Source organism: Micromonospora sp. NPDC002575 (genome assembly GCF_042889525.1).
Taxonomy (GTDB): Bacteria; Actinomycetota; Actinomycetes; order Mycobacteriales; family Micromonosporaceae; genus Micromonospora; species Micromonospora carbonacea.
Genome location: NZ_JBIARA010000022.1, coordinates 68,380 through 81,733, shown reverse-complemented (window position 1 = coordinate 81,733; position 13,354 = coordinate 68,380). Strand labels below are relative to the sequence as shown.

Annotated in this window: 15 protein-coding genes and 1 pseudogene; 8 read left to right on the top strand and 8 right to left on the bottom strand. The window is 75.3% G+C overall.

The window, feature by feature from the left end:
* Positions 1 to 18: 18 nt before the first annotated feature.
* Positions 19 to 486, bottom strand: a complete 468-nt coding sequence (locus tag ACFYWL_RS26420) for a GNAT family N-acetyltransferase (protein WP_386977820.1) — start codon at positions 484 to 486, stop codon at positions 19 to 21.
* A gap of 29 nt (positions 487 to 515) precedes the next feature.
* Positions 516 to 1,454 (bottom strand): thiamine-phosphate kinase, encoded by a 939-nt coding sequence (locus ACFYWL_RS26415; RefSeq protein WP_386977817.1) that lies wholly within the window; start codon positions 1,452 to 1,454, stop codon positions 516 to 518.
* A 215-nt stretch (positions 1,455 to 1,669) separates the two neighbouring features.
* Here ACFYWL_RS26415 and ACFYWL_RS26410 point away from each other — a divergent pair, with 215 nt between their 5' ends.
* Together ACFYWL_RS26410 and ACFYWL_RS26405 are read left to right on the top strand one after the other, a co-directional pair.
* Positions 1,670 to 1,903, top strand: a complete 234-nt coding sequence (locus ACFYWL_RS26410) for an Lrp/AsnC ligand binding domain-containing protein (protein WP_043962303.1) — start codon at positions 1,670 to 1,672, stop codon at positions 1,901 to 1,903.
* 9 nt (positions 1,904 to 1,912) lie between these two features.
* Positions 1,913 to 2,539, top strand: a complete 627-nt coding sequence (locus ACFYWL_RS26405) for a DUF3515 family protein (RefSeq protein ID WP_386977812.1) — start codon at positions 1,913 to 1,915, stop codon at positions 2,537 to 2,539.
* Between the two features lie 82 nt (positions 2,540 to 2,621).
* Here the strand turns inward: ACFYWL_RS26405 and ACFYWL_RS26400 are convergent, their stop codons facing one another.
* From ACFYWL_RS26400 to ACFYWL_RS26390, 3 genes are all read right to left on the bottom strand, one after another.
* Positions 2,622 to 3,719, bottom strand: a complete 1,098-nt coding sequence (locus ACFYWL_RS26400; RefSeq protein WP_386977809.1) for a D-alanine--D-alanine ligase family protein — start codon at positions 3,717 to 3,719, stop codon at positions 2,622 to 2,624.
* A 214-nt stretch (positions 3,720 to 3,933) separates the two neighbouring features.
* Positions 3,934 to 4,149, bottom strand: a complete 216-nt coding sequence (locus tag ACFYWL_RS26395) for a hypothetical protein (RefSeq protein ID WP_074473793.1) — start codon at positions 4,147 to 4,149, stop codon at positions 3,934 to 3,936.
* On the bottom strand, positions 4,146 to 4,349 hold the full coding sequence (locus ACFYWL_RS26390) for a hypothetical protein (RefSeq protein ID WP_386977806.1): 204 nt from the start codon (positions 4,347 to 4,349) through the stop codon (positions 4,146 to 4,148). The genes ACFYWL_RS26395 and ACFYWL_RS26390 overlap by 4 nt, the downstream gene beginning before the upstream one ends.
* Positions 4,350 to 4,577: 228 nt before the next feature.
* Between ACFYWL_RS26390 and ACFYWL_RS26385 the strand changes: the two genes are divergently transcribed.
* Positions 4,578 to 5,423, top strand: a complete 846-nt coding sequence (locus ACFYWL_RS26385; protein WP_043962299.1) for a helix-turn-helix transcriptional regulator — start codon at positions 4,578 to 4,580, stop codon at positions 5,421 to 5,423.
* A gap of 4 nt (positions 5,424 to 5,427) precedes the next feature.
* Complete coding sequence (locus ACFYWL_RS26380) at positions 5,428 to 5,628, top strand: DUF397 domain-containing protein (protein WP_386977801.1); 201 nt, start codon at positions 5,428 to 5,430, stop codon at positions 5,626 to 5,628.
* Positions 5,629 to 5,900: 272 nt separating this feature from the next.
* Here the strand turns inward: ACFYWL_RS26380 and ACFYWL_RS26375 are convergent, their stop codons facing one another.
* Genes ACFYWL_RS26375 through ACFYWL_RS26365 form a run of 3 tightly spaced genes read right to left on the bottom strand, consistent with a single transcriptional unit; the run spans position 5,901 to position 8,849 of the window.
* Positions 5,901 to 7,058: a cystathionine gamma-lyase gene (locus ACFYWL_RS26375; protein ID WP_386977866.1), complete on the bottom strand. Its 1,158-nt coding sequence runs from the start codon at positions 7,056 to 7,058 to the stop codon at positions 5,901 to 5,903.
* 40 nt (positions 7,059 to 7,098) lie between these two features.
* Complete coding sequence (locus ACFYWL_RS26370; RefSeq protein WP_074474037.1) at positions 7,099 to 8,106, bottom strand: NAD(P)H-dependent glycerol-3-phosphate dehydrogenase; 1,008 nt, start codon at positions 8,104 to 8,106, stop codon at positions 7,099 to 7,101.
* The gene (locus ACFYWL_RS26365; protein ID WP_386977798.1) at positions 8,103 to 8,849 is read right to left on the bottom strand and encodes a lysophospholipid acyltransferase family protein; all 747 of its coding nucleotides are present in this window, start codon (positions 8,847 to 8,849) and stop codon (positions 8,103 to 8,105) included. The genes ACFYWL_RS26370 and ACFYWL_RS26365 overlap by 4 nt, the downstream gene beginning before the upstream one ends.
* Before the next feature lie 123 nt (positions 8,850 to 8,972).
* Between ACFYWL_RS26365 and cofC the strand changes: the two are divergent.
* From cofC to ACFYWL_RS26345, 4 genes and pseudogenes are all read left to right on the top strand, one after another.
* Positions 8,973 to 9,617 (top strand): annotated as a pseudogene (cofC, locus tag ACFYWL_RS26360) (2-phospho-L-lactate guanylyltransferase); the annotation flags it as partial.
* 103 nt (positions 9,618 to 9,720) lie between these two features.
* Positions 9,721 to 9,918 (top strand): cold-shock protein, encoded by a 198-nt coding sequence (locus ACFYWL_RS26355; RefSeq protein ID WP_145775517.1) that lies wholly within the window; start codon positions 9,721 to 9,723, stop codon positions 9,916 to 9,918.
* A gap of 53 nt (positions 9,919 to 9,971) precedes the next feature.
* Complete coding sequence (locus ACFYWL_RS26350) at positions 9,972 to 12,413, top strand: RNA degradosome polyphosphate kinase (protein ID WP_386977794.1); 2,442 nt, start codon at positions 9,972 to 9,974, stop codon at positions 12,411 to 12,413.
* Between the two features lie 15 nt (positions 12,414 to 12,428).
* Positions 12,429 to 13,307, top strand: coding sequence for an NUDIX domain-containing protein (locus ACFYWL_RS26345; RefSeq protein WP_386977791.1), 879 nt, complete (start codon positions 12,429 to 12,431; stop codon positions 13,305 to 13,307).
* Positions 13,308 to 13,354: the final 47 nt, after the last annotated feature.

Here is a 13,354-nt window from a genome sequence, read left to right as displayed (position 1 = left end):
CAGAGCCAGGTCGGTGGATCAGAGGGTACGGCCGAAGGAGAGGCAGCCCGGGTGGTCCCGGTAGAAGCCGAAGTTCGGGATGCGCTCGTAGCCGACCGTGCTGTACATGGCGATCGCCTCGGGCTGCTTGTCGCCGCACTCCAGGACGACCCGCTTGCGGCCGTGCTCGCGGGCCGACCGCTCGACGGCGGCGAGCACCGCCCGGGCCACGCCCCGCCCCCGCGCCGCCGGGCTGGTGTACATGCGCTTCAGCTCGGCGGTGTCCCCGGCGTCGCCGTGGCTGCGCCAGCCGCCGCACCCGACCGGCTCCCCGGCGAGGTACGCCACCAGGAACGCGCCGTGCGGCGGCACGAACTCGGCGGCGTCGACCGGGGTGTCGTCGCCGCTGCCCCCGTACCGTCGGCCCAGGTCCGCCAGGGCGGCCCGGATGAGCTCCTGTGCCTCCGGGGAGTCGAAGCGGGCCGGGCGGATCTCGATCTCGCTCACGGGAAAAGGGTACGTGGCCGGCCGGCCGCCTACCGGAAGTGGTCCCAGCCGGTCGGGCCGTCGTACGCCTCGCCGTCGACGGTGACGCCGGCGCCCTCCGTCACCCGGCCGACGGCCCGCCACGGGTCGGGCAGCGCCACCGCCGGGGGGAACGTGGCCGCCAGCGCGTGGTCGTCGCCGCCGGCGAGGATCCACGAGTACGGGTCGACCCCCAGCGCCTGCGCGGCGTCGCGCATCTGCCGGGGCACCTCGAAGGCGTCCCGCCGCACGTCGATGCCGACCCCGCTGGCGCGGGCCACGTGCCCGAGGTCGGCCAGCAGCCCGTCCGAGACGTCGATCATCGAGGTGGCGCCGAGGCGGGCGGCGAGCGGCCCGGCCGCGTACGGCACCTCGGGCCGCCGGTACGCCTCGACCAGCAGCTTCGGCGTGCGGAAGCCCCGGGACAGCACGGTGTAACCGGCGGCGGCGTACCCGCTGCGGCCGGCCAGGGCCACGACATGCCCCGGGCGGGCCCCCGAGCGGACGACCGGGGCCCGGCCGCCCAGGTCGCCCAGGGCGGTGACGGCGATCGTCAGCGTGGGGCTCGCCGACATGTCGCCGCCGACCACGCTCGCGCCCACGGTGGCGGCCTCGGCCCCGAGCCCGTCGGCCAGCTCCTCGGCCCAGGCCGGGTCCAGGTCCGTCGGCATGCACAGGGCCACCAGCAGGGCGGTCGGGGTGGCGCCCATCGCCGCGATGTCGGCCAGGTTGGCCGCCGCCGCCCGGTGCCCGACGTCGCGGGCGGCCGACCAGTCGCGGCGGAAGTGCCGCCCCTCGACGAGCACGTCGGTGGAGGCGACCACCCGGGCGTCCGGCGCGGCCAGCACCGCACCGTCGTCGCCGGGCCCGAGCAGGCAGGACGCCCCCTGGGGCAGCCGGGCGGTGACCCGGTCGATCAACCCGAACTCGCCGATTCCGGTCACGCTCATGCCCGCTCCCCGCCGCGCCCGCGCCCATCGTGGACCCGGGTCGGTCCCGTGCCCCGCCTGCCGTGGACCCGGGATCGCCCCGCGCCCCGCCCGCCGTCGCGCCCGTCGCGCTCGCTCACCGCTTCTCCTTGGCCACCGATAGGGATCAGACCTGGTCCGTAAGGTAGTTTCACCCTTCGGGCCGCCCAGCGGCGGCGACGGACGGAGGTCGAGTCGTGGTACAGGCGTACATCCTCATCCAGACCGAGGTGGGTCGGGCGCGTGACGTGGCCGGCCTGATCGGCGACCTTCCCGGCGTGGTGCGGGTCGACGCCGTCACCGGGCCGTACGACGTGGTCGTGCTCACCGAGGCCAACACGGTCGACGAGCTCGGCAAGCTCATCGTCAGCAACGTGCAGATGGTGCCCGGCATCACCCGCACCCTCACGTGTTCGGTGGTGCGCCTGTAAGTGGCCGAGATGACTTCCTCCTCCGAGTCCGCCGCCGAGCGGGGCACGACCGACGAAGGCGGCGCGCCGCGCCGGGACCGCACCAACCGCAGCGCGGCCCTGCTGGCCACGCTGGTCGCGGTGCCGGTCACCGTGGCCGTGGCCGGGTTCACCTTCGCCAAGCTGACCCCGGACGCGCCGGCCGCCGGGCCGGGCCCGACGGCGACCAGCGCCGGGCCGCAGTCCACCGCGCCGGTCGAGATGGCCGCCCCCCGGCTGGCCGAGCGGCCCGCGACGGTGTGCCGCGCCCTGACGTCGCAGCTCCCGTCGACCGTGCGCGACCTGGCCCAGCGGCCGGTCACCGCCGGCCCCGAGCAGAACGCCGCGTACGGCGACCCGGCGCTCACCATCGCCTGCGGCGGCGCCGAGCCGACGCCGGGCGACACCGACGACGTCTGGGTGGTCAACACGGTCTGCTGGTACGCGGCCGAGGGGCCGGACGCGACGGTGCTCACCACGCTGGACCGGGAGACGGCGGTGCGGGTGACCGTGCCCCGCACGTACGGGTCGGCCCTCCAGTGGGTGAGCCCCATTGCCGACGTGGTGGTCGCCTCGGTGCCCTCCGGCGGCGACGCCCCCGCCGGCTGCGCCGGCTGACCAACCGCTGCCGGCTGCGCCGGCTGACCGGCCCTCGCACGGTGCGCCGGCTGATCCCCACCGCCCCGGCGGCTGCGCGCGTTCAGTGCAGGCCGACGCCGCGCCGCTGGGCGGTGCGGATCAGTCGGTTGACCAGCTTCGGATACTCCAGCCCGGAGGCGGCCCACATCAGCGGGAACATCGACGTCGGGGTGAAGCCCGGCATCGTGTTGATCTCGTTGAGGTAGACGTCCAGGTCCGGGGTGACGAAGAAGTCGACCCGGGCCAGCCCGGCGCAGTCCAGGGCGGAGAACGCGCGGACGGCGTACTCCTGGACCTGCCGGGTCACGTGGTCGGGCAGGGTGGCCGGCAGGTCGTACTCGGGCTCGGAGAGATACTTCGCCTCGAAGTCGTACCAGTCGTGGTCGCCGCCGGCCCGCACCTCGGCCAGGACGGACGCCTCCGCGCCGCCGCCGGCCTCGCCCTCCAGCACGCCGCACTCGACCTCCCGGCCGACGATCGCGCCCTCGACCAGCACCTTCGGGTCGATCTCCCGAGCCGTGGCGACGGCGGCCTCCAGGTCGGCCCAGTCGTCGACCTTCGTGATGCCGAACGACGAGCCGGCGCGGGACGGCTTGACGAAGACGGGCAGCCCGAGCCGCTGCTTGTCCTCCTCGGACAGCGTGACCCCGTTGCGCAGCACCGCGTACGGGCCGACGGGGATGCCTTCGGCGGCGCAGAGCTTCTTGGTGAACTCCTTGTCCATCGCGGCGGCGGAGGCGAAGACGTTCGCCCCGACGTACGGGATGCCGGCCATCTCCAGCATGCCCTGGATGGTGCCGTCCTCGCCGTACGCGCCGTGCAGCACGGGGAAGACCACGTCGACGTCGGCGAGCGCCCGGGGCCCCTCGGCGGGGTCGAGCACCAGCAGCCCGTTGCCGGTGGGGTCGGCCCGCAGCACGAGGTCGGCGCCGGCCTCGGCGGTGATCTCCGGCAGCCGCCGGGCGCTGATCGCCAACTCGGCCGGATCGCCGCTGGTCAGCACCCACTTGCCGGCGCGGGTGATGCCCACGGGGACCACCTCGAACTCGTCGGGGTCGAGCGCGCCCAGCACGCTGCCGGCGCTGACGCAGGAGATGCCGTGCTCGGGGCTGCGGCCGCCGAAGACGAGGGCCACACGGGTCTTGCCTGGGGTGGTCACTCGGTCACCCTTTCGTCGCGACTGCGAGGCTCGTGGTGCTCGCCGGTGGCGCTCACCCGGATGACCTTACTGTGCGTGGCCGGACAACGGAGTTGATACCCGGGGAGAAGCGGCAGCACTGCGCAACCGGTCATCGGTGCTTATACGCTGCGTAACCCCCTCACCTCGGACAGGCAGCGGCCGACGGCCCGCCGGAGGCCGTGGCGGCGGGCCGTCAGAGGCCGTAGCGGCGGCCGACGGCGATCACCTTCACCCGCTGCCGCCCGGCCCGGACCATGCCCAGCGCCATGAACGCGCCGGCGATCCGGTCCGCCGCCTCCCGGCTGCTCGCCCCGACCACCTGCCGCCGCCGCTCGGGGGCCTGCCGCTCGTCCCGGCGCACGCCGTCGACGGGGCGGACGTCGGTGAGCACCACCAGGAACCGGGTCACCGCCGGCCTCCCGCAACGCCCCACGCCGACCGGGCGGGCGAGCCCTCCGGCTCCGCAGTGGTCGCCGCCAGAGCGCCGGTGCGGTCCCGGCAGACGTACGCCAGGTGGGCGTGGATCCACACGTCGTCGTTGTCGCGCAGCACGGGGTGCGCGCACCAGCGACACCGCGACACCCGGGGCCAGCAGGCCGTCACCGTCATGCGAGTCCCTTCCGGTGCGTCCCGGGTGGCGGCACGCGGCGATCGGGTACGGGGGAGAAAACCCGATCGCCACGCGCCCCATCCCCTCCGGTCACTCACCACCGCCGTCGCCACGACAACCGGCAGTGAGGAACTGATCACAGGTTGGCATGTGGACCGGCGTGAATGCAACTCTCATCGCCGTTCTCTCATGTACACCTTCCCGGAAATGTGTGCCACCATCGACGCATGGCACCGAAGACGGCACGGGCCCGACGGCTCGGCATCGCGCTGCGTACGCACCGGGAGGCGGCCGGCCTCACCCTCGAAGCCGCCGCCGACGAGATCAACAGCACCCGGAGCACCCTCTCGCGGTACGAGAACGCCCAGACGCTGATCAGCCCGGCCACGGTGCGCGCCCTGCTCACCCTGTACGGGGTGGGCGCCGACGAGCTCGCCGCCGCCGTCCAGCTCGCCAAGGACGCCCGCAAGCCCGGCTGGTGGGTGTCCTATTCGTACCTGCTGGACCGGCGGACCATCGACTTCATCGCGCTCGAGGCGGAGGCCACCGGCATCGCCAACTTCGAGCCGTCGGTGGTGCCCGGCCTGCTCCAGACGGCGGACTACATCCGGGGGGTGATGCGGGGCGGCCCGCACACCCTCAGCGACGAGCAGGTGGAACAGCGCGTCCACCTGCGACTCGACCGGCAGCAGCGGATCACCGGCGACGACCCGGCGATCCTCGACGCGATCATCGACGAGGGCGCCCTGCTGCGCCCCGTGGGCGGCCAGGCCGTGATGGAGGCGCAGCTGCACCACCTGCTCAAGATGGCCGAGCTGCCCAACATCACGGTCCAGGTGATCCCCCTGTCAGCCGGCTACCACCGGGGCACCCGGGGGTCGCTGCACATCCTGGAGTTCCCCGACCCGGAGGACCCGCACATCGCGTCGGTGGAAACGGTCGCCGGTCAGATGGTCCTCGACCGGCCCGGCGACCTGCGTACCTGCACCAAGATCATGGAGCACCTGCGGACGGTCGCACTCAGCCCCGCGGCCACCCGGGACCAGCTCCTTCGACTCCTGAAGGGACGGTAGAACCATGACCCCGACGACGAGCGCGGCCCTCGCCACGGCGCGATGGCGCAAGAGCAGCCGCAGCGGCGACGAGGGAGCCTGCGTGGAGATGGCGGTCGTACCGGACGCGGTGGCCGTCCGCGACTCGAAGGACCCGACGGGCCCGGCGCTGCTCTTCCCGCCGGCCGCCTGGGCCGCGTTCGCCGCCGCCCCGCCCCGCCCCTGACCGCCCCCGGTCGCGCGGGCGTCCGTGGCCGCGTGACCGGTTGAGGCCGCGTGACCGGTTGAGGCCGCCACTGACCGCCGTGTAGTCCGGCCGGGGGGTCCCCCGTCCCGGCCGGACCACGCGGCCCGTCCTCGTTCCCGCCCTCGGCCGCACTCCGGCCCCCCTGTCGTGGCCCACCCGCCGTCCGGTCCGCACCGCCGGCCGGCGGGTGGGCCACCACCTCGCCCCGGCCCGGCTGGGCGTGAGAGGGGAACCCTTCTCTACCGCATGCGTTAACAGGGGGCCCTTCCTTCCAGGGCGGCGGCGACGTCGGCGACCAGGTCGGCGGTGTCCTCCACGCCGCAGGAGAGCCGGACGAACCCGGGCGGGGTGTCGTCGCCCCACTGCGCCCGCCGGTCGGCGGTGGTGTGCAGCCCGCCGAAGGAGGTCGCGGCGGCCACCAGCCGGGACGCGGTGACGAAGCGGGCCACCCGCTCGGCGTCGCCGAGGTCGAAGGAGAGCACCCCGGGCATCCGGCGCAGCTGCGCCGAGGCCAGCGCGTACGCCGGATCGCCCGGCAGCCCCGGCCAGCGCACGCCGGTGACGTCGGACCGGCCGGCGAGCAGCCGGGCCAGCGCCTCCGCGTTGGCGCTCTGCCGGGCCAGCCGCAGGTCCAGGGTGGCCAGGGAGCGGTGCGCCAGCCACGCGTCGAACGCCCCCGGCACCGCGCCGGTCATGGCGCGCCAGGCGGTGACCGGGTCGAGCAGGCCGGCGGAGCGGGTCGCCACGTAGCCGAGCAGCAGGTCGGAGTGGCCGGTCAGGGCCTTCGTGCCGGAGGCGACGACCACGTCGGCGCCGAGGTCCAGCGGGCGCTGGCCGAGCGGGGTGGCCGTCGTGTTGTCCACCGCCACGAGGGCACCGGCGGCGTGCGCGGCGGCGGCCACGGCCGGCACGTCGGCGACGTCCAGGCCGGGGTTCGCCGGCGACTCCAGCAGCACCAGCCGCACCCCCGCGAACGACGGGTACGGCCCGGCGGTCGGCGCGAACAGCACCCGCACGCCGATCCCGGCGAGGGTGTCGGTGGCGAACGCCCGCACCGGGAAGTAGCCGTCGGCGGGGAGCACCACCGTGTCGCCGGGGCGCAGCAGGGCCAGCAGCAGGCCGGTGATCGCCGCCTGTCCGCTGGCGAAGACGCGCACGTCGCCGCCCTCCAGCTCGCCGATGGCCGCCTCCAGCAGCCGCCGGGTCGGGTTGTCGGGCCGGCCGTACCCGTTCGGGCTCGCCGCCGGGCCCTGCCGTGGGTCGAGGTGGTAGGGCGCGGCGAAGACCGGGCCGGGCAGGAACGGCTGCCCCGGGGCGGGCTCGGGCAGCCCGGCCCGCACGCACCGGGTGCCGTCGCCGTCGGCGCTCCCGCCGCCGGTGTCCTCGGCGCCGACGCCTTCGCCGCCGATGCCTTCGCCGTCGCTGCCGGGGGTCGTCACGCGGGCCGCCTCACTCGTACGACTCGGGCTTGGCGGTGCGGCTCATCAGCGCGTCGACGGCGAGCCGGGGGTCCATCCCCTCGTGGCAGATCCGCTCGATCTGCTCGGTGATCGGCATCTCCACCCCGTGCGCGCGGGCCAGGTCCCGGATCGCCAGGCAGCTCTTCACGCCCTCGGCGGTCTGCCGGGTGGCCGCCTGGGCCTGCTCCAGGTTCTCGCCCCGGCCGAGGTGCTCCCCGAAGGTGCGGTTGCGGGCCAGCGGCGACGAGCAGGACGCCACGAGGTCGCCCATCCCGGCCAGGCCGGCGAAGGTGATCGGGTCCGCGCCGAGCGCCACCCCGAGGCGGGCGGTCTCGGCGAGCCCCCGGGTCATCAGCATCGCCCGGGTGTTGTCGCCGAAGCCCATCGCGGTGGCGATGCCGTACGCGAGGGCGATCACGTTCTTCACCGCCCCGCCCAGCTCGCAGCCGATCACGTCGTCGTTGGTGTACGGCCGGAAGTACGGCGTGCGGATCGACGCCTGGACGAGCTGGGCGCGGCGGTCGTCGGTGCCGGCGACCACGGTGGCGGCGGGCTGTTCGGCGGCGATCTCGGGGGCGAGGTTGGGGCCGGAGACGACGACCACCCGGTCCGGGGTGACCCGGGCGGTCTCCACGATCACCTCGCTCATCCGCTTGGTGGTGCCCAGCTCGATGCCCTTCATCAGGGACACCAGGGTCGCGTCCGGGTGCAGGTCACCGACCCACTCGGCGAGGTTGCCGCGCAGCGTCTGCGACGGCACCGCGAGCACCACGATCTCCGCGCCCCGGATCGCCTCGGCGGCGCTGCCGGTGCCGGTGACCCGGTCGGGCAGCCGCAGGTCGGGGAGATATTCCGGGTTGTGCCGGCGCAGCCGGATCGCCTCGGCCACGGGCTGCCGCCGGGCCCAGATCGTCACGTCCCGGCCGGCGTCGGCGAGGATCTTGGCGAAGGCGGTCCCCCACGACCCGGCCCCAAGCACCGCCACGTGGCCGGTCACGCCGCGTCCTCCCGTCCCTGGGTCGGGCGGGCGGCCCCGGCGGCCCGCGCCGGTCGTTCCCACAACGGCGGCGGCGTCCCGCCCCGGATCTCGGCGAGCTGGTCGCGCAGGCGCAGCATGATGGTGTCGGTCATCTCTTCCAGGGTGGCCTTGGTGGGCGTGGAGCCGGCCCACCGGCTCAGGTCGACGGGCGGCCCGGCGACGACGGTCACCGGGATGCGGGGCCGCAGGCCCAGCCGGTTGGTCCGGGGGTCGAAGAGCCGCTGCGGCCCCCACATGGCGACCGGGACCACCGGTGCGCCGGTGGCCAGCGCCAGCCGGGCGGCGCCGGTCTTGCCCTTCATCGGCCACAGGTCGGGTTCCCGGGTGGTGGTGCCCTCCGGGTAGATCACCACCGCGCCACCCTCGCGCAGGGCGGCGACGAGGGCGTCCAGGGACTTCACGGCGTCGACCGTGCCGCGCTCCACGGGGATCTGGAGGCAGCGGTGCAGGATCCAGCCCACCACCGGCACCCGGAAGACGCTGGCCTTGCCGAGGAACCTCGGCCAGCGCCCGGCGTCGTAGATGAAGTGCGCGGAGACCAGCGGGTCGGCGTGCGAGAGGTGGTTCGGGACGATGATGATGCCGCCGTCGTGGCGCAGGTGCTCCATGCCCCGCCAGGTGCGCCGGGTCCAGACCGTCATGACGGGCTTGACCAAGACCACGGCGAACCGTTGCCAGAACCCCAGCCTGCGCCGCGTCACCCTGCCTCCTCGTAGCCCCGACCCCACGTCGCACCCGCCCGTGCCGCCCGCAGCGAAATCATGCCTGCTCGCCCCCGGTACGGCCAGTGAGGGTACCGCCGGGGCGGCTGGCAGGATTGTGCCGTGCGGCAGCGGACCTGGACTGTGGTGGTGCCGGTGAAGCGCCTCGGCGTGGCGAAGAGCCGGCTGCGGGGGGCGCTGCCGGCCGTACCCCACGAGGAGCTGGCGCTGGCCCTGGCGGCCGACACGGTCGCCGCGGTGCGGGCGTGCCCGGCGGTCGCCGGGGTGGTGGTCGTCACCCGCGACGCCCGCGTGACGGCGGCGGTGCGCGCGGCGGACGTGCGGGTCGTGCCGGACACGCCGGACGCCGGCCTGAACGCGGCCTTCCGGCTGGGCGCGGCGGTCGCGGCCGACGGCGGGGGGTGGGTGGCCGGGCTCACGGCGGACCTGCCGGCGCTGCGCCCGGCCGAGCTGACGGCCGCGCTGCACGCGATCGCCGCCGGCCCCCCGGGGGTACGCCGGTTCGTTGCCGACGCGCCGGGGACCGGCACGGTGCTGCTCGCCGCGCCGCGCGGCGTGCCGCTGGCCCCCCGGTTCGGGGCCGGCTCGGCCGCGGCGCACGAGGCGGGCGGGGCGCTGCCGCTGGCCGGCGACTGGCCCACCCTGCGCCGGGACGTCGACACCCCGGCCGACCTGGCCGCCGCCGCCCGCCTCGGGCTCGGGCCCCACACCGCCGCCCTCACCGGCGCGCCCCGCCCGGCCGGCGGGACCGGCCCGGCAGGCGGCGACGGCGCGACCGGGCCGGCCGGCGTGGGCGAGCCGGCGGGCCGCGCGGGCTGAGCCGCCGCCGGCCCCGGTGTACGGTGCTGGCATGCAGGGCACCGTGGCCACCTACGACGCGGCGACGCGCAGCGGCGTGCTGTTGCTCGACGACGGCACCGAGCTGGCGTTCCCGGCGCGGGCCTTCGACGCCTCCGGCCTGCGGCTGCTCCGGCTGGGCCAGCGGGTCCGGGTCGAGACCGACGCCGCCGGCGAGATCGTCCGGGTGACGTTGCCGACGATGCCGTGAGCCCCCCACCCAAGTTCATTTTGCGTTAACCCGTTCCGGGACATTATGAGCGGGTGAGCACCCCTCGCGAGCACCCCACCGGCCCGGCCGCCGACCGCCGCCCCGCCGACGACCCGTCCGCGCCCGCCGACGATCGACCCGAGCCCGGCAGGACCGGCGAGCCGACGCCGCGGCGCAACGGGTCCCGCCGGCGCGGCGTCGACGGCCGGTTCCGCCCGCACGACGCGCCGGAAACCGCCGGACCGGTCGACCCCGCCGGGCCAGCCGGGGCAGAACCGGCGGCGGCCTTCGGCGAACCGGCGGCGGCCTTCGGCGGCCCCGAAGCCGGCGACCCGCCGGTGGCCCCGCTGGGCCGGGCGGCGGCGTCCGCCGGGCTGGAGGAGGTGCTCGACGCCGATCCCTTCCCGGACGACGAGCCCGCGCCGCCGAAGCCGCTGCCCGAGGACCGGTTCCTCAACCGGGAGCTGTCCTGGCTCGACTTCAACGCCCGGGTGCTCGCCCTGGCCGAGGACCCGCGCACGCCGCTGCTGGAGCGGGCCAAGTTCCTGGCGATCTTCGCCAGCAACCTCGACGAGTTCTACATGGTCCGGGTGGCCGGCCTGAAGCGCCGCCAGTCCGCCGGGCTGCCGGTGCGCGGCGGGGACCGGCTGCCGCTGCGTACCCAGCTGGAGCGGATCGGCGAACGGACCGCCGAGCTGGTCGGCCGGCACGCCTCCTGCTTCGTCGACGACGTGCTGCCGAAGCTCGCCGCCGAGGACATCCGCATCCTGCGCTGGACGGACCTGGACGCGCCCGAGCGGGAACGGCTGCGCACCTACTTCCGGGAACACATCTTCCCCGTGCTCACGCCGCTCGCGGTCGACCCGGCCCACCCGTTCCCGTACATCTCCGGGCGGTCGCTGAACCTGGCCGTCGCGGTCCGCGACCCCGACGGCGGCTCGGAGCTGTTCGCCCGGGTCAAGGTGCCGAACAACGTGCCGCGCTTCGTCCGGGTCGACCGGGAGTCCCCCGGGGTGCGGGTGCTCCCGGTCGAGGAGCTGATCTCGGTGCACCTGGGGCAGCTCTTCTCCGGCATGCAGGTCGTCGAGTGCCACCTGTTCCGGGTCACCCGCAACGCCGAGGTGGAGGTCGACGAGGACCGCGACGAGGACCTCCTCCAGGCCCTGGAGCGGGAGCTGGCCCGCCGCCGGTTCGGCCCGCCCGTACGCCTGGAGGTCGCCGCCTCGATCTCCGACCACATGCTGGAGCTGCTCGTCCGCGAGCTGGACATGGACAGCCACGACGTGCTGCGGGTACGCGGGCTGCTCGACCTGTCGGCGCTGTGGCAGCTCTACGGCGACGCCGACCGTCCCGACCTGAAGGACCCGCCGTTCGTGCCGGCCACCCATCCCCGGCTCACCGAGGGCGAGGTGCCGCGCAGCGTCTTCGCCACCCTGCGCGACGGCGACGTGCTGGTGCACCACCCGTACCACTCGTTCGCGACGAGCGTGCAGCGCTTCGTCGAGCAGGCCGCCGCCGACCCGGACGTGCTGGCCATCAAGCAGACCCTCTACCGCACCAGCGGGGACTCCCCCATCGTCGACGCGCTGGTCGACGCCGCCGCCGCCGGCAAGCAGGTGGTGGTGCTGGTGGAGCTGAAGGCCCGCTTCGACGAGGTGGCCAACATCGGCTGGGCGCGCACCCTGGAGCGCGCCGGCTGCCACGTCGTCTACGGGCTGGTGGGCCTCAAGACGCACTGCAAGACCGCCCTGGTCGTACGCCAGGAGGGCAACCAGATCCGCCGCTACTGCCACATCGGCACCGGCAACTACCACCCGAAGACCGCCCGGCTCTACGAGGACTTCGGCATGCTCACCGCCGACCCGGAGATCGGCGCGGACCTGACGGACCTGTTCAACGTGTTGACCGGCTACAGCCGGCAGACGGCGTACCGGCGGTTGCTGGTGGCGCCGCAGGGCATCCGGCGGGGGCTGATCGAGCGGATCGAGCGGGAGATCAGCCACGTCCGGCTCGGCATGCCCGGGCTGGTCCAGTTCAAGGTCAACTCGCTGGTCGACGAGGAGGTCACCGACGCGCTCTACCGGGCGTCGAGGGCCGGGGTGCACGTGGACCTGCTGATCCGGGGCATGTGCACGCTGCGCCCCGGGGTGCCGGGGCTGTCGGAGAACATCCGGGTCCGCTCGATCCTCGGCCGGTTCCTGGAGCACTCCCGGATCTTCCGGTTCGGCAACAACGGCTCCGCCGAGTTCTGGATGGGCTCGGCCGACCTGATGCACCGCAACCTGGACCGCCGGGTGGAGGCGCTGGTGCAGGTGAGCGACCCGGTGGCCCGCGCCGAGCTGGACCACGTGCTCACCGCGGCGTTCAGCCCCGACGTGGAGGCGTTCGAGCTGCACGGCGACGGCTCCTGGACCCGGAGCACCGGCACGGGGCAGGCCCCGCCGACCCACCTGCAGGACCTGCTGCTGCGCCGGATCGGCGGCACGGCCGGATGAGCCTAGGCTGAGCGGATGCCGGAGGGGGAACGCGTGATCCGGGCGGCGGGCGGGGTGGTCTGGCGTCGGGCCGACGGCGGCGTGCTGGTCTGCGTCGTGCACCGTCCCCGCTACGACGACTGGTCGCTGCCGAAGGGCAAGCTGGAGCCGGGCGAGCACCCGCTGCTGGCCGCCGTACGGGAGGTCGCCGAGGAGGCCGACGTGCGGGCGGTGCCACAGGTACGGCTGCCCACCGTGCGCTACCGCAGCGAGGGCCGGCCGAAGGTCGTCGACTACTGGTCGATGCACGCCGTCGACGCGGGCGGCTTCCAGCCCGACACCGAGGTCGACGACATCCGCTGGCTGCCCGCCGGGGAGGCTGCCCGCCTGGTCAGCTACTCGCACGACGCCGAGGTGCTGACCGCGTTCGCCGCCCTCCCGCCGGTCACCGCGACGGTGGCCCTGGTCCGGCACGCGCAGGCCGGCCGGCGCGGCACCTGGTCGGGCCCCGACTCCGCCCGGCCGCTCGACGCCACCGGCTGGGCCCAGGCGCGCGCCCTCGCGCCCCTGGTGGCCCTCGTCCGCCCGACCCGGCTGTTGTCCGCCTCCGCCCGCCGCTGCGTGCAGACCCTCGACCCGGCCGCCGCCCTGCTCGACCTGCCCGTCGAGGTGACCGGCGACCTGGACGAGCCGCGGCCCGGTCAGGACCCGCACGAGCGGGCGCTGGCCGCCGCCGCGTGCCTGGCCGAGCTGGCCGCCGCCGGGGGCGCGGCCGGGGTGTGCAGCCAGGGCAAGGTGATGCCCGGCGCGCTGGCGCGTCTCGCCGGCCGCGCCGACGACTTCACCACCGAAAAGGGCGGCGGCTGGCTGCTCGCCTTCGCGGCCGACCGCCTCCTCGCCGCGGACCGCTGGTAAGGAAGGGCCCCTTCTTAACGCATACGGTAGAGAAGGGTTCCCCTCTC

Bases quoted from the DNA above. Each gene is read 5' to 3' on its own strand.
- ACFYWL_RS26390 (WP_386977806.1), bottom strand. From the start codon at position 4,349: ATGACGGTGACGGCCTGCTGGCCCCGGGTGTCGCGGTGTCGCTGGTGC.
- ACFYWL_RS26415 (WP_386977817.1), bottom strand. From the start codon at position 1,454: ATGAGCGTGACCGGAATCGGCGAGTTCGGGTTGATCGACCGGGTCACC.
- ACFYWL_RS26405 (WP_386977812.1), top strand. From the start codon at position 1,913: ATGACTTCCTCCTCCGAGTCCGCCGCCGAGCGGGGCACGACCGACGAA.
- ACFYWL_RS26355 (WP_145775517.1), top strand. From the start codon at position 9,721: ATGCAGGGCACCGTGGCCACCTACGACGCGGCGACGCGCAGCGGCGTG.
- ACFYWL_RS26385 (WP_043962299.1), top strand. From the start codon at position 4,578: ATGGCACCGAAGACGGCACGGGCCCGACGGCTCGGCATCGCGCTGCGT.
- ACFYWL_RS26345 (WP_386977791.1), top strand. From the start codon at position 12,429: ATGCCGGAGGGGGAACGCGTGATCCGGGCGGCGGGCGGGGTGGTCTGG.
- ACFYWL_RS26380 (WP_386977801.1), top strand. From the start codon at position 5,428: ATGACCCCGACGACGAGCGCGGCCCTCGCCACGGCGCGATGGCGCAAG.